Here is a 21,209-nt window from a genome sequence, read left to right as displayed (position 1 = left end):
AAGAGTGTCCCCTCACCCCAGCCCTCTCCCCAGAGGGGAGAGGGAGAAGTGTGGGTCATCAATTACTCAATGATGATCTCTTCCGCTTCGTCGCGCATGTTGTACGGCGACGACATCACCTTGCCGTAGGCGCCGGCCTGGGCGATCAGCATCACGTCGCCTTCCTGCGGCTCGGGCAGGCGGCGATCGGTGCCGAGCACATCGCCGCTTTCGCAGATCGGACCCACCACCTGGAACAGGCCGGTGGCCGGTTCGTCGAGGCGGGTAAGGTTGACGATCTCATGCCAGGCTTCGTACAGCGCCGGGCGGATCAGGCTGTTCATGCCCGTGTCCACGCCGAGATAGCGCCACGAACCCTTGCCCTTCTGCTGCGTGACACGGGTCAGCAGCACGCCGGCATCGGCGACCAGATAGCGGCCCGGCTCCATCCACAGCTTGTAGTGCGGATAAGCCGCCTTCACGCCACGCAGCACGCGATCGAGTGCGGCGATATCCAGCCGCGCTTCGCCCGGATGCGAAGGCACGCCAAGGCCGCCGCCGATATCCAGGAAGGCCACGCTGCCGATGCGCTCGGCCAGGCTCGCCAGCTGTCCGTACACCTCGCCCCAGTGGCTGTCGTCGAGGATGCCGGAGCCCAGATGCGCATGCAGGCCACGCACGATCACGCCATGGGTGTCGGCCAGACGCAGGAAGGTATCGATCAGCTCCACCGGCAGGCCGAACTTGCTACCGCTGCCGCCAGTGCGCACTTTCTCGTGATGACCCAGACCACGGCCGAGATCGATACGCAGCACGATCTCCCGTCCGCGGAACAGTTCGCCCCAATGCTCCAGCTGGTACAACGCATCCAGCGAGATGGTGGCACGGGTGGTCAACGCCCACTCGTAGTCCTCGCGCGGCGCGAAGTTGGGCGTGAACAACAGCGGCGCCGATTCCGGCACCGCGGCCATCACCGCTTTCATTTCACCTGGCGACACACACTCGAAACCGAAGCCTTCCTCGGCCAGCGCCTTGAGAATGGCCGGATGCGTATTCGCCTTCACCGCGTAGTGCAGGCGATCTACCGCCGCCAGTGTTTTCAGCTCGCGCGCCTGCTGGCGCACGGTGGGCAGGTGATAGACATAACGCGGCGTGGCCTTCGCGCCGAGTTCCAGCAGTCGCTGACGTTCCGTGGTACGCCACCACGACGCCGCCGGCACCGGCACCTCGCCACTGCCGTACAACGCCTGCCAGCTCGGACCGAACAATGCGCTGTCGTCGGTGCGCAATGCGCCCGCGGCGATAAGCAATTCGTGCAGATGCGGCAGCAGCTCGTCCACCACATTCTCATCCACCACGAAGGTGAGATTGAGGTTGTTGGACGATTGCGAAATCAAATGCACGCGCAGCTGGCCGAACTCGGCGAGCACGCCGGACAGCGTATGCAGCATCGAACGCATACCGCGGCCGACCAGAGTGATGGCCGCGCACGGAGCGATCACCTTCACCCGGCACACCTTGGCCAGATCGCTGGCGAGCGCCGCGATGGCGTCGGAGTCGAGCAGGTTCTCAGTCGGATCCAGCGACACGGTGACGTTGGTCTCGGCCGAACCGATCAAATCCACCGACAAACCGTGCTGCTTGAACTGCGCGAACACATCGGCGAGGAAGCCGACCTGCTGCCACATGCCCACCGACTCCATCGACACCAGGGTGAGACCCTTGCGTGCGCTGATCGCCTTCACGCTCGGCGCATGCTCGCGCACCTCCGGGCCGATCACGGTGCCTTCCAGCTCAGGCCGGTTGGTGTCCTTGATCAGCATCGGCACCCGTGGCTCGCGCAGCGGCGACAGGCAGCGAGGGTGCAGCACTTTCGCGCCGGTGGAGGCGATTTCCTGGGCCTCTTCGTAATCGAGACGCTGCAACAGGCGTGCACCCGGCACCTGGCGCGGGTTGGCGGTGAACATGCCGGCCACGTCGGTCCAGATTTCCACGCGCTGCGCTTTCAGCAACGCACCGAAATACGACGCCGACGTATCCGAACCGCCACGGCCGAGCAGCACGGTGCGACCCTGCGATTCGCGCGCGATGAAGCCCTGGGTGATGAACACATCGCCCTGCTCCGCGAGACGTGCGTTCAACGCCGGATCCGGTTTGGCTTCCACCATCGCCGACAGCAGCTTCGTGCGCTCGTTCTGGTTCGGCAGCGCTATGGCGGCGAGACACTCGCGCGCATCTACCCACTGCGTGGGCAGACCGCTGTGACTGAGGAACGCCGCGCCCAGCGCACTGGACATCAACTCGCCATGCGCCTGCACCAGCGCCGCCCAAGCCAGCTCACCCAGCGCAGCCGGGCCTTCTTCAGCCAGCTTCGCCAGATCGGTCAAACGGGTAGCGAGCGTATCTGGAACCGCCAGCTGCATGTGATCGAGCAAGTCGTAATGACGCTGCGCGATCGCCTTGGCAGCCTCGACCCGTTTGCCTTTGTCTTCCTGCGCGCACAGTTGTTTCAGTGCGTCGGTGATGCCGGTGAGCGCGGACACGACCACCAGCACGCGAGCGCCTTCGGCGCGACGGCTGGCAACGAGCTCACGGATGTTCTGCCAGCGCGGCAGGGTAGCGACACTGGTGCCGCCAAACTTCATCACGATCCAGGATGCGTCGACAGGAAGCGACGCGGGGCTTTGCGGGTTCACGAGTACCTTCAGCTACGGTGGTTGGGGAAAATATCCAGCCAGTGTTGCGCCGCAGCAGCCGGATTGCAATGGGATAGGGTTTAGACGGCCAAACGGTGGCGTATGTCCCACAAAAATTCCCAAGGCCGGGGGCTGCTTTTGACTTGGCTCTGAGCTCTAGATTTTGACTTTGGGGTCCCCTGTGGAGCGGTGAGGGTTGGACGAAAAGGCCCGCAGGGGAACCGGCATGGATGCCGGTTCCTTTTCGACAGGACAAGGATGTCCTGTCGAAAAGCCCGGCCAACCCTCACGGACCCGTAGGCGAAGCCGGAGGGCGCGCAAGAGGGGTGCCTTTTCTTTTGGTTACTTTTCTTTGGGCAAGCAAAGAAAAGTAACTCGGACCGCGGCAGCGGTTCGAAAACCCGCCGCAGGCGGACCCGGTCGCGACAACGCGAACATCGAGGCGACAACGCCACTGGATTCCGGCCTACGCCGGAATGACGAATAGAGGCGATGAACCGAGCCCCCCTCCCCTCGAAAGGAAAAGGCGCTCAGGCCACAACCACCGGAATCTTGCCGATGCGCGCCTGCCACTCCTTCGGCCCCGTCTGATGCACCGACGTACCCGCGGAATCGACAGCCACCGTCACTGGCATATCCTGCACTTCAAATTCGTAAATCGCTTCCATGCCCAAGTCGGCAAAGCCCACCACCCGCGAAGCCTTGATCGCCTTGGACACAAGATAAGCAGCACCACCCACAGCCATCAGATACACCGACTGGTGCTTCTTGATCGCCTCGATCGCCGCCGGACCACGCTCCGCCTTGCCGACCATGCCAAGCAAACCGGTCTGCGCCAGCACCTGCTCCGTGAACTTGTCCATGCGCGTCGCCGTGGTGGGACCCGCCGGGCCGACCACCTCGTCGCGCACCGGATCGACCGGACCGACGTAATAGATAAAGCGCCCCTTGAAATCGACCGGCAGTTTCTCGCCCTTGTTGAGCATGTCGACCATGCGCTTGTGCGCGGCATCGCGGCCGGTAAGCAGCTTGCCGTTGAGCAGCAGCACTTCGCCCGGCTTCCAGCTGGCGACTTCTTCCCGCGTCACCGTGTCGAGATTCACACGGCGACCCTTGGACGAGTCATAGGTGAGCTTCGGCCAGTCTTCCAGCGACGGCGGATCGAGCATCACCGGGCCGGAGCCATCGAGCGTGAAGTGCGCATGGCGCGTGGCGGCGCAGTTCGGGATCAGCGCCACCGGCAAGTTGGCGGCATGGGTCGGGTAATCCTTCACCTTGATATCGAGCACGGTGGTGAGACCGCCCAGGCCCTGTGCGCCGATACCGAGCGCATTGACCTTCTCGTACAGCTCGACGCGTAGTTCCTCGGCGCGATTCTGCGGACCGCGCGCGATCAGCTCCTGGATATCGATCGGTTCCATCAGCGCTTCCTTCGCCAACAGCATCGCCTTCTCCGCGGTGCCGCCGATGCCGATGCCGAGCATGCCCGGCGGGCACCAGCCAGCGCCCATGGTCGGCACGGTCTTGAGCACCCAATCCACGATGGAGTCGGACGGGTTGAGCATCACGAACTTGGACTTGGCCTCGGAACCACCGCCCTTCGCGGCAACGATCACATCCACCGTATCACCCGGCACGATCGAAACATTGATCACCGCCGGCGTGTTGTCCTTGGTATTGGTGCGCTTGCCGGCCGGATCGGCCAGCACGCTCGCGCGCAGCTTGTTGTCAGGGTCGTTGTAGGCGCGGCGCACGCCTTCGTTGACCATGTCCTCCAGCGACATCGTGGCATCCCAGCGCACATTCATGCCGACCTTGAGGAAGACGGTGACGATGCCGGTGTCCTGACACAGCGGACGATGGCCTTCGGCGGCCATGCGCGAATTGATCAGGATCTGCGCCATCGCATCCTTGGCGGCCGGCGATTCTTCGCGCTCGTAAGCCTTGGCGAGATTGGTGATGTAGTCGACCGGGTGGTAGTAGCTGATGTACTGCAGCGCGTCGGCGACGGACTGGATCAGATCGTCTTGCTTGATGGTGGTCATGGCGGCGGCTTGGACTGGGAAGGGGATCACGCCACGGAGGAGCTATTCGCGGCGCATAACCGCTCTATTGTGCCGCAAGCCGGGCAGGCCTCAAAAAGCCAGGGTCCTCAGGTGGTGGCCGAAACGACGAACAAATGGCGCCAGATCGCCATTTGCCGCCATCGCAAGAACTTACATGCGTTCCGCGCTAGCGTTGCCGGACCGCGGGGCCGTTCTTCAGGGGGAGCCGCTCTGCGGGTGGGGAAATTAGAGATCACACGGTTTGTCGACTCGCTTTACGGCCTGGCCGGGAGGCGGGGCAGCGACGCTTATCTGTGTCGGCGTTGTCTGCTCGCCGCGGTCAGAGTCTCCATCCACGGAGGAACTCTCAATGCTCGCGAAGCTTCACCAAAAAGTCCTTGCTGCATCCCTGACGCTGTTGTTCAGCACCGTAACCACCGTCTCCCTCGCCGCCGACGTCAAACCCGCGCTCGACATGGGCGCCACCAGCAACGCACAGAAGGTCAATGTGACGCTGGTGCTGAAGCTGCATAACCAGGAACAGTTGGAGGACTACATCCGGCAGACCGTCACCCCTGGCAGTGCGCACTATCGCCAGTTCCTCACCACCAGCCAGTTTGCAAACCAGTACGGCGCCACCGACGCGGAGATCGCGCAGGTGCAGTCCTTCCTGCAGAAGCAGGGACTCGCCGCCGGTACCGTGCTGCCGAACCATATGGCCATCCAGGTCAGCGGCACCCTGGCCCAGTTCAGCGCGGCCTTCCAGGCGCCGATCCACACCTTTGTCTCGCGCGAAAACGGACGCAGCTTCCATCGCCCCACCCAGCCGCTGGTGCTGCCCTCCAGCCTCGCCAACGTGCTGCTGCACGCTTCAGGCCTGAGCAACGAGCATCAGTTCCTCTCGCATCGCATCAGCGCGCCGTCCGACGTGCGCCAGCAGGGTTCGCTGCAGACACTGGCCAAGACCGCCGCCACCGCCAAGGCCGCAACGCCGAGCAGCGGCAATCCCACCGCGACCGGCGTGCCGGGCAGCTACACCGTGGGTGACGTGGCGAACTTCTACAACATCAACCCGCTGTATGCGCGCGGCGTGACTGGCAAGGGTTCGACCATCGCCATCGTCACGCTGTCGAACTTCTATCCGTCGGACGCGGAGACGTACTGGTCGGGCATCGGCCTGGTGACCAAGCCGAACCGCATCACGCAGATCCATGTGGACGGCGGCGGCGCGTTCGACGGCGGCAGCGGCGAGACCGCGCTCGACGTCGAGCAGTCCGGCGGTCTCGCACCGGATGCCGACATCCTGGTGTATGACGCGCCGAACGCTGGCAATAGCTTCACCAACGCGGCAATGCAGGCGGTCTCGGACAACAAGGCCGACACCATCTCCACCAGCTGGGGTCTGCCGGAAATCTTCAACTTCGCCGCACTCAACGTCACCGGCGCCAGCAATACCGACACCACCGACGTGGGCGACCTGAAGATCTGGCATCAGATCCTGCTCGAAGCCGCGATACAGGGTCAGTCGTTCTTCGCCGCCACCGGCGACTCGGGCGCATACGACACCGTGCGCGGCCTGGGCGTAGGCACCACGCCGGGCACTTTCAATGCGCCGCTGACGGTCGACTCGCCTGCCTCCGATCCGTACATGACGGCCGCGGGTGGCACCACCGTTCCCTTCAGCTATCACTTCCGCAAAGGTCCGGTGCAGTCCATCACCCAGGAAAGCGTCTGGGGCTGGGACTACATCCAGAACTATTTCGACACCTATGTCGGCAAAGGCGTGATCGACCTGTTCTCAGTCGGTGGCGGCGGTGGCGTCAGCGTGTACTGGAAGCGCCCGTTCTATCAGTTGTTCACGCAGGGCATCCGCACCAGCGAGAAGAACCAGACGCTGACCTTCAACGACACCACCGGCCCGCAGGTGCTGCTCAAGCTGCCGGGTAACTTCCACGGCCGCAACATTCCGGATATTTCGTTGAACGCCGATCCGGAGACCGGCTACATCGTGGTCTCCACTACCGACGGCGGCGCCTTCTCCGGCGAAGGCGGCACCAGCTTCGTGGCGCCACAGCTCAACGGTATCTCGGCGCTGCTCACGCAGAGCTCCGGACATCGCGTCGGCTTCTGGAATCCGCAGGTGTATCTGCTGCAGAACATCTTCGGCTACGGCAAGTGGTCGAGCTTCGGCGACATCCGTGCGGGGGACAACTGGTTCTACTACGGGAAGCCGGGGTATGAGCCGGGGTCGGGTATTGGCACGCTCAATGTGACCAATCTGGATCTGTTCCTGCGGAGTTTCTAAGCGTTTTTGCGGTTAGGTATTGATCGGCCGGCACTCGCAAGGGTGCCGGTTTTTTGTACTCACTCCCCACACGGGATGAGAGCAGGCGCTCGCGACACCACCTCCTATTTCGTCATTCCAGCGAAGGCTGGAATCCAGTGGCGTTATCGCTTCGATGTTCGCATTGTCGCGACCGGGCTCGCCTGCGGCGGGCTTTCGTCCTCCTGCCGGAGGCCGAGTTACTTTTCTTTGCTTGCCCAAAGAAAAGTAACCAAAAGAAAAGGCACCCCTCTTGCGCGCCCTCCGGCTACGCCTACGGGTTCGTGAGAGTTGGCCGGGCTTTTCGACACGACATCCCTGTCGTGTCGAAAAGGCGCAGGCGTCCTGCCTGCGCCCCCTTCGGGGCCTGATCGTCCAACCCTCACCGCTCCACAGGGGACCCGGAGATCAAGAGCGGAAAAGCCAAAAGCAGAGCTGCTACGTAGGCCGGCACCTGCCCTCTGCCAGGACTTGCCGCGAATCGGCCCACCCGCCATGCTCGCCTGCAACTTTCACAGGGCGACCCATTCATGAGCGACTCCCCCACGTCAGGCGGCTATGTGCGGCGATTGAGTTCGTGGGATGCCGCCATGATCGTGGTCGGCGGCATCATTGGTGGCGGCATTTTTCTCAATCCCGGCATCGCGGCGCAACGCACGGAGTCGGGGCTGGCGTTGTTGCTGGTGTGGGTGGGCGCGGGCCTGCTCACGCTGATCGGTGCGCTCTGTTATGCGGAGCTTGGCGCGCGGCGGCCGCATGCGGGCGGCAGTTATGTCTACCTGCGCGAGGCGTTCGGCTCGCTGGCCGGCTTCCTGTTCGGCTGGACCATGTTGCTGGTGATTTATTCCGGCTCCAGCGCGGCGGTGGCGACGATCTTCGCCAGCTACGCGTCTTCGGTGTTCGGTCTGCCGACGACGGCGATCAAACCACTGGCGGCGGGTGCGCTGGTGTTTGTGGCGGGGATCAATCTGTTCGGCCTGCGCCTGGGCGCACAGGTGCAGAACCTGTTCACACTGCTCAAGTTGCTGGCGGTCGCTGTGCTGGTCGTCTGCGGCCTTTTCCTCGCGGGCGCGGGCGGCTCGGGGGTGCTGGCGGTGGATGCCGGCCGCGCGGACGTCGGCTTCATGGGCGCAGCGCTGCCGGTGTTGTTTGCGTATTCGGGTTTCACCTATCTCAACAACCTCGCGGGCGAGGTGCGTGAGCCGCAGCGTACGCTGCCGCGCGCGCTGCTGGTGGGCATGCTGCTGGTGATCGCGGTGTATGCCCTGGTCAACGTGGCCTATCTCGCCGTGCTGGGCCACGACGGTCTCGCTGCGAGCAGCACGCCGGCCGCCGATGTGATGAATCGCGTGTTCGGCCCGATCGGCGCCAAGTTAATCGCTGTCGGCATCGCCATCTCCACCCTGGGCTTCTGCAACATCACTCTGGTGGCCGGCGCGCGCGTGCTGCAGGTGATGGGCGACGACGGGCTGTTCTTCCGCAGCGTGGCCAGACTGCATCCGAAGCACCGTACGCCGAACGTCGCGCTGCTGCTGCTCTCGGGCTGGGCCGTGTTGCTGGCGATCTCGGGCAGTTACGGCCAGTTGCTGGATTACGCCACTTTCGGCGACTGGCTCGCCTGCGCGCTGGGTGTGGCCACGCTGTTCTGGTATCGCCGCCAGCAGGGCGCGCAGGCCAGCTTTCAGGTGCCGGGCTACCCGCTGCTGCCGCTGATCTTTGTCGGCGTGATCGCGTGGGTGGTGGTGAAGACCATGATGGACAACCCGCGCAACGCCGGCATCGGCCTGCTGATCATGGCGGCCGGCGTGCCGGTGTATTACGTATGGCGCCGGATGTTCCCCACCAGCCAGCCGGCGCCGCGCGCCGAATAAATCACTCTCGCCCTGACCTCCCTGCATGGCGCGCCGCATGAACCGTGGCGCGCCTCGCGGCGTGCCGCATTCCCAACAAAGGCCGCTGCAATGCCACAATGGATGGATACGTAAGGGTGCTCTGAACAAGTCTACGCAGCCGTCATGATGTGCGGGAGGCTCGCAGGGTGTGGCACGCGGCGACGGCAAGGCTGGCTGCCTTGCCTAGACGTGGGCCGCAGCCTGCGGGCCTCCCGCACATCACCCTGTCATTTTATTCAACACGTGAGGGCCGGCTCTGTCTGCCCACCACTCCGTGGCGCGCTGACTTGAAAGACGGCCAGTCTGTCTGCGCCAACGCACCACGGAGTGGTGGGCAGACAGAGCCGGTGACGGCTGCGTAGACTTGTTCAGAGCACCCTAGGAGAGTTCCACCATGGCGCAAGCCCAGGCCCTGGCCACCAACCCGACCAGCAACATCACCCCTGACAAGGTGCGTGAAGGCATCGATCTGGAGATCAATGGCCGGCAGTTCCGCCACACCGGCGACGCCGACATGCCGCTGCTCTGGTATCTGCGCGACGTGTTGCGCCTGACCGGCACCAAATACAGCAGCGATCACGGGCTGGGCGGCGCCGATCTGGTGCTGGTGAACAACAAGGCCGTATCCGCGATCACCCTGCCCGTGCACGAACTCGCCGACAAGAAAGTGACCACGGTCGAAGGGCTTGCAGCGGACGACGGCAAGTTGCATCCGCTGCAACAGGCCTTTGTGGATGAAAACGCCATCGGCTGCGGCTATTGCACCCCTGGCTGGCTGATCGCTGGCGTGGATCTGCTCAATCGCCATCCGCAGCCGAGCGACAACGATATCGAGCAATTACCCAATCTGTGCCGCTGCGGTTGCCAGACCCGGGTGCGCCGCGCCATCAAGCGTGCTGCGGCCGCCATCAGCGGAGGCCACGCATGAACCAGCGACGCGATGACCTCACGCCCGTGCAGCCCGCCCTGCCCGCGCGCCGCCGCTTCCTGCAGGTGTTGGCCGGCACCGCCGGCGCGCTGATCGTCGGCGTGCGGCTGGCCGAAGCCGGCGAGCCGCCGGTGCCGGCAGCCATGCTCGGCGATGCTTTGTACGGCCTCGGCGTCTACGTGCGGATCGATGCCGAGGGCAATGTGCTGATCGGTGCGCGCGATCCCGACACCGGCACCGGCACCGCCACGTCACTGCCACGCATCATCGCCGACGAACTCGATGCCGACTGGTCGCGGGTCAGCGTGGTGCAACTTGGCCTTGGCGTGGAAAACGGCAACGGCGAACCGCGCTGGATCTACGGCCATCAGGCAGGCGGCCTGGGCGATTCCATTCCCGCGGCGTGGACCGACCTGCGCCAGGCCGGCGCGCTCGCACGCTGGCTGCTGATGCAGGCTGCCGCGCGCCGCCTTGGTGTGCCGGCGGATCGTCTGCGCACGCAGTCCGGTTTCGTGATCTCTCCCGACGGCCGCCGCTTCGACTACGGCAGCCTCGCGGAGGCCGCCTCGAAGGTGGCACCGCCGCAGACATCCATCGCGGTGAAAACACCCGATCGCTACACCCTGATCGGCCAGCCCGCCGTCGACGTCGATGCGCGCGCCATTGTCACCGGCCAGGCTGCCTTCGCCATCGACAACACCTACGGCGACGCGCTGGTCGCGGTGCTGCTGCACTGCCCATGGGCCGATGGCACGCTCGCCAGCAAAGACTTCAAGGACGCCGAAGCGGTCAAGGGCGTGGTGAAGGTCATCGAGCTCAAGCTCGAGCCCGGCCTGCTCCCCGGCGACACCGTGCTGGCACCGTCGGTCGCCGTGCTGGCCGAAGACACCTGGTCGGCCCTGCAGGGCCGCGCCAAGCTCAAGCTGGAATGGAAGGCCGGTCCCAGCGGCGGCGAAAACAGCGCCGCGCTCGAACAGCAGGCCAGCGACCTCGTCAACAACAAGGACGCCGCGCCCACCACCCGCGTGCGCAACGATGGCGACGTCGATGCCGCCGCTAAGAAAGCCGCGCGCCGCGTCGAAGCTGTCTATGTACAACCGTGGCTGGCGCACGCCACCGCCGAACCGATGAACTGCCTCGCGCGCATCGACAAGGATCGCGCCACGCTGGTCGTGCCCACGCAGGCACCCCAGCAGGCCTGGGCCGTGGTGCAGCGACTCACCGGCTTCAAGCCCGACCAGATCGAGATCCGCGTACCGCGCGTCGGCGGCGGTTACGGCCGTCGCCTCGACCATGACTTCGTCGCCGAAGCCGTGATGCTCGCCAAGCTCGCCGAAAAACCCGTGCGCCTGCTGTGGACCCGCGATGAAGACCTCGCCCACGACTTCTACCGCTCCGCCAGCGTGCACAAACTCAGCGCCACCTTGGACAGCAAACGCCAGGTAGTGAGCTGGAACCAACGCCAGGCCAGCGCCTCCGCCCTCGGCCAGCGCCGCGTGCCCGACAACCGGTTGTGGACGTCCGAAGTCGATGCCAATCAACTGCCCGCCGGCCTGGTACCCAACTACCGCAGCGACTGGTACAGCCTGCAGTCCGCCATGCCGCGCGGCCCGCATCGCGGCATGCCGCACCTCAGTAACGCGTTCGCCGTCGAAAGCTTCATCGACGAAATCGCGCACTCGCTGAAAGAAGATCCGCTCGTCACCCGCCTGCGTCTGCTCGGCGAACCGCGTCAGATTCCGCTGCAAGGTGGCGGCACGCTCGATACCGGCAGACTCATCAACGTACTCAAACTCGTCGCCGACCGCATCGAGTGGAAAAACTGGCTGCGCACCGTCAACGGCCTCGGCATCGCCTGCTGGCACATCAATGGCACCTACGTCGCGCACGCGGTGGAAGCCTCGATGCAAGGTGAGAAACTCAACATCGAACGCGTCGTCTGCGCCGTCGACGTCGGCCGCGTGATCAACCCGCTGGGGCTCGAAGGCCAGGTCGCCGGCGCCACGCTCGACGCGCTATCCGCCGCCCTCAATCTCGCCGTCACCTTCAAAGACGGCCAACCGCAACAACGCGGCTACAAAGACTATCCCCTGGCCACCATCGCCCAGCTACCCGACAACGTCGAAGTCATCACCGTCCCCGGCGACCGCGACCCCGCCGGCGCCAGCTTCCTCGCCATGCCCACCGCCGCACCCGCACTGGCGAACGCGGTGTTCCGCGTAAGCGCCGTGCGCGTACGCCGCCTGCCGCTGATGAAAGAATTGCGACGGCTGCTTTAAGCAACCACAGCAATTCGAGTCGTTGTAGGAGCGCACCCTGTGCGCGACCGGCACGCCGTGCATCGCGCACAGGGTGCGCTCCTACAAAAAGCGCGCTCTCGGCAACGCTCTCTCGAGCACCCGCCCCTCACCCCAACCCTCTCCCCGGAGGGGAGAGGGAGAAAGGCAGTAATGCGCGATGCCGGAGAAAACCCACCCGACGTCTGACACTGGAAAAGGCGGAGCTACAGAGCAAGCCGCCTGCTCTTAGGCCATTTCTCTTTGGTTACTTTCTCTCTAGGCCCCCTTGGGGGGTTGGGCCAGCAAAGAGAAAGTGACCCGGACCGCGGCAGCGGTTCGGAAGCCCGCGGCAGGCGAGCCAGAGCACGCAGACGCTAAAACCGAGCGCATCACTACTGGATGACCAGCTTCGCTGTTGTGAAGCGCCTCCGGCCTGCGCCGGAATGACGCAGAGTAGAAACGGTGTCGCGAGATCACCCTGGCCCAGCCACACACAACCAAGCTTGCGCAAACCTGACACCTTCACACTGTGCACCACGCACATTCCCATCCCCCACACCCCTCGCGTAGGCTCCCCCCCCAAGGGGCAAGACATTCCACACCGGGGAGGGTGATATGGAAGATACGCGCAAGTCGTTGCTGTGCACCGCGATCACGCTGGCCATGGCGGGCATCTCCGCGCCGCTATGGGCGCAAAGCACTGAACCCACTAATCCACCACAGACATCAACGGCCAAACCGGCCGACCAAAAGAAAGCCACCAATCTCGAAGGCGTCACCGTCCTCGGCTCGCGCCGCGTCGGCGGCTCGGAAACCGAAACGCCGGTGCCGGTCGATGTGATTCCTATGCAGAAGGCCGCTGAACAGAGCCCGCAGTTCGACGTGGCGCAGAACCTCCAGTACAGCGTGCCGTCCTTCACCTCCGTGCGGCAGACCGGCTCGGACAACGCCGACCTGGTCGATTCCGCCGCGCTGCGCGGCCTCGGCTCGGACCAGACCCTGGTGCTGGAGAACGGCAAGCGCCGCCACAGCGTGGCGCTGGTGAATCTGTTCGGCGCGCGCAATCGCGGCAACACCGGCACCGATCTCAACGCCATTCCCACGCTCGCCATCGAACGCATCGAAGTGCTGCGCGACGGTGCCGCCGCGCAGTACGGCTCCGACGCCATCGCCGGCGTGATGAACATCGTGCTGAAGAAAAGCCCCGGCTGCGAAGGCGTCGCCGGCTTCGGCGAATACACCCGCGGCGACGGCAAGAACTACCTCACCTCTGCCTACTGCGGCTTCCGCTTCGACAACGGCGGCAGTATCGGCATCACGGGCGAGTGGCAGAAGCGCGGCCGCTCGAACCGCTCCGATCCCGGCGACCCGCGCACCATCGGCGATACCAAGGTCGATAACGAAACGCTCTACGTCAACGGCGAAGTACCGGTGGCCGAATCGGCGCACCTGTATTTCACCGGCGGCATCCAGAACCGTTCCGCATCGTCCGCGGCGTTCGCACGCGGCGGCATTGGCTCCGACGACATCCCCTCGCGCAATTCGGCGGCGATGTATCCGAATGGCTTCGTGCCCTACATCAACGGCGCCATCAAGGATCGCTACGCCATCCTTGGCGTGTGGGATACCTTCGGCGACTGGCGCGCCGATCTGTCGCAGACCTACGGTTACAACGCGCTGCAGGACATCATCAGCAATACGCTCAATGCATCGATCGCCAACCGTGATCTGCTCAATGGCGGTCCCGGGCTGAGCCCGCGTCGTTTCCACGCTGGCGGCTTCTCGTTCGAGCAGGAAACGACCAATCTCGACCTGTCGCGCTATTACGGCGACATCTTGAATGGCCTCAACGTGGCCTTCGGCGGCGAGTACCGGCGCGAGAACTACCGCATCAAGGCTGGCGAACCAGGCTCCTACATCGATGCCGACGGCCCGGGCGGCGGCAACGCCGGCAGCCAGGGCTTCCCAGGCTTCCAGCCCGGCGACGTCACCAACCAGGATCGCCACAGCTACGCTTTCTACGCTGACGTGGAAACCGACTGGACGGAACGTTTCCTCACCGACGCCGCCGTGCGCTACGAGGACTACAGCGACTTCGGCTCCACCACCACTGGCAAGCTCGCCGCTGCCTTCCACGCCACCGACAAATTGCTGCTGCGCGGCTCGGTCTCCACCGGCTTCCGCGCACCGTCGCTGCAACAACGCTGGTTCTCCTCAACCTTCACTGACTTCGTCAGCGGCAAACCGGTGGATGTCGTGCTGGCGCCCAATGGCGGAGCCATCGCCAACGCCGCAGGCATCCCGCCGCTGAAGGAAGAGAAATCCAAGAGCTATACGCTGGGCATGACCTGGGCGCCGCGCGACGACCTGCAGCTCACGCTCGACGGTTATCGCATCGACATCACCAACCGTATCGTGCTCAGCGGCCGCTTCGACACCAGCGACCCGAACATCGGCGCGATTCTCGATCGACTGGGCGTGGGTCAGGCGCAGTTCTTCGTGAACTCCGTGGACACACAGACCAAGGGCCTGGATTTCACCGCCAACCATCGCCTGCAATTCGGCGGCGGCACGCTCAACACCAGCTTCGGTTTCAACCGCACCTTTACCCGTGTGCAGCGCATCCACGCACCACCAGCGCTGGTCGGCCGCGAGGATGTGGTGTTGTCCGATCGCGAGCGTCTGTTTATCGAGGATGGCGCACCTGGCTCCAAGGCCATTCTCGGTTTCGACTACACGCGCGGGCCGTGGGAGGCGGACTGGAAGTTCATCTACTTCGGGCCGATGACGCTGGGTACGTTCGATGGCCCACCGGTGCCGAACCAGCATTACGCCGACAAGACATCGGCGGACGTGAGTCTGACGTATCACTTCAACGACAAGATCAAGCTCACCGTGGGCGGGGCGAATATTTTCGACAAGTTCCCGACCAAGCAGGATCCGAATGAGACGGATAACGGATTCAAGTATGAGGCGGTGCAGTTTGGGTTGAATGGGGCGTCTTGGTTTGCGCGGTTGGCGATGAAGTTTTGATCGCTTCGCTCTGCTCCCTCTCCCTTCGGGAGAGGGTCGGAGCAAGGGTTCAGTTCTTGCGACGCAATTTCTACTTTGTCATTCCGGCGCAGGCCGGAATCCAGTAGTGAAGCGTTTCGATTGTCGCGTCTGCGTGCCCTGGCTCGCCTGCGGCGGACTTCCGAACCGCTGCCGCGGTCCGGGTCACTTTCTCTTTGCTGGCCCAACCCCCCGAGGGGGCCTAGAGAGAAAGTAACCAAAGAGAAATGGCCTGAGAGCAGGCGGTGTGCTCTCTAGCCGCTCCTTTTCCAGTGTCAAACGGCGAGTGGCTCTCTTCCAACTCTGATCGGTCAGCGCTCGTTGCTACACGAAGACCCGGAGATCAAGAACAACTTCAGAAGCGAAACGGCGGGCGAAGCCCGCCGTTTTTTTAGTGGAATTGATCGCTTGCGGGCACCCATGAGGTTGGTGCGGTGCTGGCTTTCGCCGGCTGGCTGTGCCCTGCTGGCAGGCGGTCGTCCACGCAGCCCGGGGGTAGCGGGCCGCCGGCCACTTTGGCCGTGGCGCACTGTGCGCTGTTGTCGAGTTTGATGGCGCTGACGGGGGCTGCGGTGGTTGCAGGTGCGGGGGGCACCAGCGGGTTGGCTGGTGCGAGTTTCATTTTTTCGTAGACCTTGTCGTCGACGGGCTTGGGCGGTGGGTCGCCGTTGCCGCAGCCGAGCAGGCCCATGGGGAACAGTGGCATCACCACGCATTCGATACGCACCCCGCGCGGCAGGTGGAAGGTGTGGCGCACGGTGGTTTTTTCCACCGCGTGACGCAGGGCGGTGTCGATGGAGCTTTCGCCCTCGGGCGTCCAGTCTTTCTCGAAGCGGGTGGATTGGTAGCCGATGTTCGGCGTGCCGTGCGACATGATCTCGGTGTTGCCGCGCGGCTGCAGCTGCACGTAGGTGCCGCTGGGTCCGTTGTTCTCGTTGCCCTGCCCACCGTTCTGCCCACTGCTCTGGCCGTTGCCCTGGCCGGGTGGCAGCGCGAGGTTCAGGCCACTTTTTCCGCCGGCGCTCGGCGATGAGGTCACGCCATTGGGCGAGCTTCCCGGCGTGCCCGTTTCGCTACCCTGCGGCGTGGCGTTGGGTGCGGTGCTCTTGCCGGTGTCGGCGCTTTGCGCGGTTTCGCTGGAAGCCGCACTGCTGCTCTTGGGGCCGGTCGTCGCACTGGCCGCCTTGCTCTCTGCTGTAGAGGACTCCTGGCTCGACGCTTTGGCAGCTTCCGCGCTGGCGGCAGGCTCAGCGGTGACTTGCGGACGTTCAAGCGTGGGTTTGCGATCCAGGGCGATGGCCTTGGGCGCGGCGGTTTCCAGACGCGGCGCTTGCGGCTTCTCCAGACTCGGCTGCGCGTTCTCCGGCAGCGGCACGGCTTCCAGTTGCGTTTCGGCCACGCGGATCGATGGCGCCTGGATACGCGGCTGCTCATGCGGCACAACGGCGGTGGTGACGCTGGTCGGCGCCTGCAGATTCACCGTGGGCGCGGCCTGCGCGGGTAACGGCACGGCCTGCAATTCGGGCTCGGTCGGCGCCGCCACGACTTCCGCGTGCGCGATCTGCGGCAGGCTGGCCGTGGTGGGCTTGGGTACGGCGCGTTCCATCGCGATGGTGGGCGCGGTGACGTTGGGTACGGATTGCGGCGGCACTTCGGGCATCGCCAGCGAAGCGGGCGGCGGTACCGGCTGGTTGCCTTCGGCCTGTGGTTTGCGCACCGGTTCGGGTTGGAATTTCGGTGGCACCGGCTGCGGTGCCGGGGGCGTCTGCAGACTTACTTGCGGCGGTTCGACGGCGGTCGGCACGGGTTGCAATTCTGGCGCCGGTGCTGGCTTGGGCAGGGTCACAGTCGGCTGCGGCGCGGCGACGGCCTCGGGCTTGGGCGCGCTCGGATGTGCCTTGACCACCACGACCGGCGTTTCGATCGCCGGCACCGGCACGGGTGCCAGCTCGGCGTCGGTGCGCGTGGCAGAGGTGTTGGCACTACGGGTGCGCACGACGCTGGGCGCGCTGCTGCCGCGATGCACCGGCCCGACTTCCTTCGGCGGCGTGCCGCGCACCGGCGGAGGCGGTGGCGGCTCTTCTTTCTTCTTTTCGATCAGGCGCACTTGCAGCGCGGGGCTGTGCGACTCGGGCAAATCTTCCAGCTCATACGCCGGGCCCAGGATCATGCTGACCAACACCGCCAGATGCACGAACAGCGTGCCGACGATACCGAGCACACGCAGCCAGCGCTCACGCGGACGCTCCTGCCGGCGCCGGCGATAGACGGCCGCCAGCGTGGCCGCCTCGCGCGGCGAAGGCAGCGACACCGTCGAGCGTGCGGCGCGAGTGGGTTCCGTAGGCGGCAAGGGCATGCGCGCAAGTGTAGCGGGCGATGCCGGGGTTCTGGACAGAGGGCTCCTACGGGGGATTGCCTTGATGCTTTGCCTCTCGATCCCGCAGCTCGGCATCCACCGAGCGATTCGGCGTATCGACCGGGCACCCATGTGGCAGCGGCTTGCCGTCGCGGTAGATGGCGATGCACTCCGCCTCGCTCGGCGGCTTGGGTGGATTCGGCGACGGTGCGAGCAAGGAAGACGGCGCCATATTGAGGCGCTCATCGCCATCCTTGGCCGAAGGCGGAGGTGGCGGATCGCCGCCGCAGCCGCCGACGAACAATGCCACCGTGCAATGAATCCGCACGCCCGGCGCAACGTGGAAGGTGTGCTTGACCGTGGCCTTCTCGACCACCTTGCGCAATGCGCTGTCGACCACGTCCTCGCCGCGGTCCCAATCCTTGTCGAAGCGCGTGGCCTGGTACTTCACCGGGCTGCTGTGCTGCATCACCTTGGTGTCGCCATCCACGCCGCGAGCCACGTAGTCCGGCGTTGGCACGGGCGACGGGTTTGCCGTGGGCAGCAGCGGCCGGCCATTGGCGTCGAACAGTGGCGGATGCGTTGCCGTGCTCGACGAGGAAGCCGGCAGGCTCACGCTCATCGCGTTCTTCGCGGGCGCCTCGTGCACCACCGGCGCAGGACGCGGCGCCTGTGCCGGGGGCGGGGGCGGTGTTTCCGGTGGCGGTGCGCTCGATACCGCCGCCTTCGGGCGGGGAATCAGGCGGACTTGCAGCGCATCGCCTGTGTGCTCATGCACCGTTTCGTGGGACAGCTGTGGCCGCATCTCCCACCAGGTAATGCCCACGAACAACAGGTGCAGCAACAACGTGATGGCGAGCCCGAGCCACAGCCGCCGGCGATCGCGCGGCGGCTTGCGCCAGCGCAGCTGGTGCAGCAGGGCTCGGGTCGGGCCATCCAGGGGAGCCAGGCCGCGGGCGGCGGCATCGGGCGCCGTCCAGCGGTGATGTTCGACTTGCGGTGGGTGTTCGATGAGGCATCCCTTCGATGCATGGGGAGCGCATGGCCATGGTCTTCCAGGCCGGCCTGCGGGTCTCGTAAGACAAATCCAGGCCGACGGGGTTCCCTGCCCCGCAGTGCAACTTGACCCTGCCGCGCGATCGCTCAAGGCTATGCGGACGGCGCCACGCGCCGTACCCCGCCATGACCGCCCCCGCGTCCCGCACGCCCGGACGACCATGACGGCCCGCCATTAGAGCCTGGATACGCTCTCTACGTGGCCCGCGCCGGATCTGTTTGCCCGCATGGCAAGGAAGATCGAGTGAAGTGTATGTCGATACATGAGCGAGTGATGACGCGGCCATGTGGGCAAACAGATTCGGCCCGTAGGGTTGTCATTGAATGGTCGCCAGGCGGCGGCGCGCGGCTTGACCTGACGGCCAGTCAGGCGCTTCGCCACACACCGCCGCCTGGCGACCATTCAATGACAACGCGGGCTACGTAGAGAGCGTATCCAGGCTCTAGTGCTCCGCTCGGCGTCGTGCGGCGCCGCAGGTCAACGCCGGCACGATCCCGCGCCTCTGTAGAGGAGGGTCGCATCGTGTCGTACAACACGGAAAACATCCGCAATATCGCGCTCGCCGGCCACGCCGGTTCCGGCAAGACCACCTTGTTCGAGGCCTTGCTGCATGCCGGCGGCGTCATCCAGATCCAGGGCTCGGTAGAGCGCGGCACCACGCAATCGGACACCGACAGCCAGGAAAAGGCGCGCGGCCATTCCATCGACAGCAGCATTGCCGGCATCGATCGCGCCCACTGCCATATCAACCTGATCGACACCGCCGGCTACGCGGATTTCCGCGGCGCCACCCTCGCCTCGTTCGCCGCCGTGGAAACTGTGGCCATCGTCGTGAATGCCATCAACGGCATCGAATACGGCACCCGCCGCATGATGGAGCGCGCCAAGGAGCGCGGCCTCGCCCGCGTGCTGGTGGTCAACAAGATCGATTTCGAAGGCGCACGCCTCGGCATGCTGGTGGATGCGCTGCGCGAAGAGTTCGGCAGCGAATGCCTGCCGGTGAATCTCCCCGCCCAGGGCGGCAAGCTGGTACTCGACTGCTTTTTCCACCGCAACGGCACTACCGATTTCTCCTCACTGGCCGAAGCGCACCAGCGCATTCTCGACCAGGTGGTGGAGATCAACGAAAGCGTGATGGGCACGTACCTCGATACCGGCGAAGCCTCGCTCACCCCGGAGCAGTTGCATGACGCCTTCGAGCAATGCCTGCGCGAAGGCCACCTCGTGCCGATCTGCTTCGTGAGCGCACGCAACGGCGCTGGCGTGAACGAGTTGCTGGAACTGGCTGACAAGCTGCTGCCCAATCCAACCGAAGGCAATCCACCTCCCTTTCTCAATGCGGAGAATCAACCGATCGACGTCAGCGCCGATCCGGCGAAGCATGTGGTCGCCGACGTCTTCAAGATCGTCAACGATCCCTTCGTGGGCAAGCTCGGTGTATTCCGCGTATGGCAAGGCACGATCCGCCGCGACACGCAGCTGTTCATCGACGACGGGCGCAAACCGTTCAAGGTGGGCCATCTGTTCCGCCTCAATGCGAAGACGCATGTGGAAATCGACCAGGCCATTCCCGGCGACATCGCGGCGGTAGCGAAGATCGAGGAAATCCACTTCGACGCCGTGCTGCATGACTCGCATGACGAGGACCGCATCCACCTCGCGCCCTTGCGCTTCCCGCAGCCAATGTTCGGCCTCGCGCTGGAACCCAAGCACAAGGGCCAGGAGCAGAAGCTGTCACAGGCACTGCTGCGGCTTTCCGAGGAAGACCCCTGCTTCCGCATGGAGCACCACAAGGAGCTCAACGAAACGGTGATCCGAGGCCTCTCCGACCTGCACCTGAAAGTGATGCTGGAACGCATGAAGGAACGCTACGGCGTGGAAGTCGTCACACACCCGCCGCGCATCGCCTACCGCGAAACCATCGCCGGCCATGCCGAAGGCCACCATCGCCACAAGAAGCAGACCGGCGGCGCCGGCCAGTTCGGCGAAGTCTTTCTGCGCGTGGAGCCATTGAACCGTGGCAGTGGATTCGAATTCGTCGACGCGGTGAAAGGCGGCGTCATCCCAGGCCAGTTTCTACCCGCGATCGAGAAAGGCGTACGGCAGGCGATGGAGAGTGGTGCGGTAGCCGGTTTCCCGCTGCAGGATCTGCGCGTCACCGTATACGACGGCAAGTACCATCCGGTCGACTCCAAGGAAGTGGCCTTCGTCAGCGCCGGCAAGAAGGCGTTTCTTGATGCGGTGAGCAAAGCGCACCCGATCGTGCTGGAGCCGATCGTGGATGTGGAAGTCGCCATTCCCGAATCGAACGTCGGCGACGTTACCGGCGGCCTGGCCGGCAAGCGCGCCCGCATTCTCGGTACCGACACCCAGCGCGGCGGCGAGCTGGTGATCAAGGCACAGGCGCCGCTGGCCGAACTCACCGACTACCCCACCGAACTCAAAGCCATGACCGGCGGCCGCGGCCGCTACAGCCTGGATCTGAGCCACTACGAGCCGGTGCCGCTACCGGTGCAGCGACAGCTCAGCGAGGCATGGAAGCCCAAAGTCGAGGAAGACTAAGCACCTTCAAGCCGGCGCGGATTTCTGCAAGCGCCGGTTTT

General features: G+C 64.8%; 10 protein-coding genes. 6 read left to right on the top strand and 4 right to left on the bottom strand.

Annotated features, from left to right (window positions below; all coding sequences use genetic code 11):
* Positions 1 to 62: 62 nt before the first annotated feature.
* Entirely contained in the window at positions 63 to 2,675 is a 2,613-nt protein-coding gene (locus ISS97_RS07390; protein WP_379986909.1) for a bifunctional aspartate kinase/diaminopimelate decarboxylase, read from the bottom strand.
* 530 nt (positions 2,676 to 3,205) lie between these two features.
* Entirely contained in the window at positions 3,206 to 4,720 is a 1,515-nt protein-coding gene (locus ISS97_RS07385) for a fumarate hydratase (protein WP_379986910.1), read from the bottom strand.
* Positions 4,721 to 5,090: 370 nt separating this feature from the next.
* Between ISS97_RS07385 and ISS97_RS07380 the strand changes: the two genes are divergently transcribed.
* The 5 genes from ISS97_RS07380 to ISS97_RS07360 all read left to right on the top strand — a co-directional run bounded on the left by ISS97_RS07380 (position 5,091) and on the right by ISS97_RS07360 (position 15,175).
* On the top strand, positions 5,091 to 7,025 hold the full coding sequence (locus ISS97_RS07380; protein WP_379986911.1) for a S53 family peptidase: 1,935 nt from the start codon (positions 5,091 to 5,093) through the stop codon (positions 7,023 to 7,025).
* Between the two features lie 548 nt (positions 7,026 to 7,573).
* Positions 7,574 to 8,914 carry an APC family permease gene (locus tag ISS97_RS07375; RefSeq protein WP_379986912.1) on the top strand — a complete coding sequence of 447 codons (1,341 nt, stop codon included), beginning with the start codon at positions 7,574 to 7,576 and terminating at the stop codon, positions 8,912 to 8,914.
* 415 nt (positions 8,915 to 9,329) lie between these two features.
* Positions 9,330 to 9,863: a (2Fe-2S)-binding protein gene (locus ISS97_RS07370; protein ID WP_379986913.1), complete on the top strand. Its 534-nt coding sequence runs from the start codon at positions 9,330 to 9,332 to the stop codon at positions 9,861 to 9,863.
* Positions 9,860 to 12,142 carry a xanthine dehydrogenase family protein molybdopterin-binding subunit gene (locus ISS97_RS07365; protein ID WP_379986914.1) on the top strand — a complete coding sequence of 761 codons (2,283 nt, stop codon included), beginning with the start codon at positions 9,860 to 9,862 and terminating at the stop codon, positions 12,140 to 12,142. The genes ISS97_RS07370 and ISS97_RS07365 overlap by 4 nt, the downstream gene beginning before the upstream one ends.
* 615 nt (positions 12,143 to 12,757) lie before the next feature.
* Positions 12,758 to 15,175: a TonB-dependent receptor plug domain-containing protein gene (locus ISS97_RS07360; protein ID WP_379986915.1), complete on the top strand. Its 2,418-nt coding sequence runs from the start codon at positions 12,758 to 12,760 to the stop codon at positions 15,173 to 15,175.
* 409 nt (positions 15,176 to 15,584) lie between these two features.
* Here the strand turns inward: ISS97_RS07360 and ISS97_RS07355 are convergent, their stop codons facing one another.
* Positions 15,585 to 17,549: a hypothetical protein gene (locus ISS97_RS07355; protein ID WP_379986916.1), complete on the bottom strand. Its 1,965-nt coding sequence runs from the start codon at positions 17,547 to 17,549 to the stop codon at positions 15,585 to 15,587.
* A 46-nt stretch (positions 17,550 to 17,595) separates the two neighbouring features.
* Entirely contained in the window at positions 17,596 to 18,396 is an 801-nt protein-coding gene (locus tag ISS97_RS07350; protein ID WP_379986917.1) for a hypothetical protein, read from the bottom strand.
* A 732-nt stretch (positions 18,397 to 19,128) separates the two neighbouring features.
* Between ISS97_RS07350 and fusA the strand changes: the two genes are divergently transcribed.
* Positions 19,129 to 21,168 carry an elongation factor G gene (fusA, locus tag ISS97_RS07345; RefSeq protein ID WP_379986918.1) on the top strand — a complete coding sequence of 680 codons (2,040 nt, stop codon included), beginning with the start codon at positions 19,129 to 19,131 and terminating at the stop codon, positions 21,166 to 21,168.
* The last annotated feature ends 41 nt before the right edge of the window (positions 21,169 to 21,209 follow it).

The sequence above is a fragment of the Dyella koreensis genome, assembly GCF_044904565.1.
Classification (GTDB): domain Bacteria; phylum Pseudomonadota; class Gammaproteobacteria; order Xanthomonadales; family Rhodanobacteraceae; genus Dyella_D; species Dyella_D koreensis.
The sequence above is the reverse complement of the archived record's forward strand: the minus strand, read 5'-3'. Positions and strand labels throughout refer to the sequence as shown.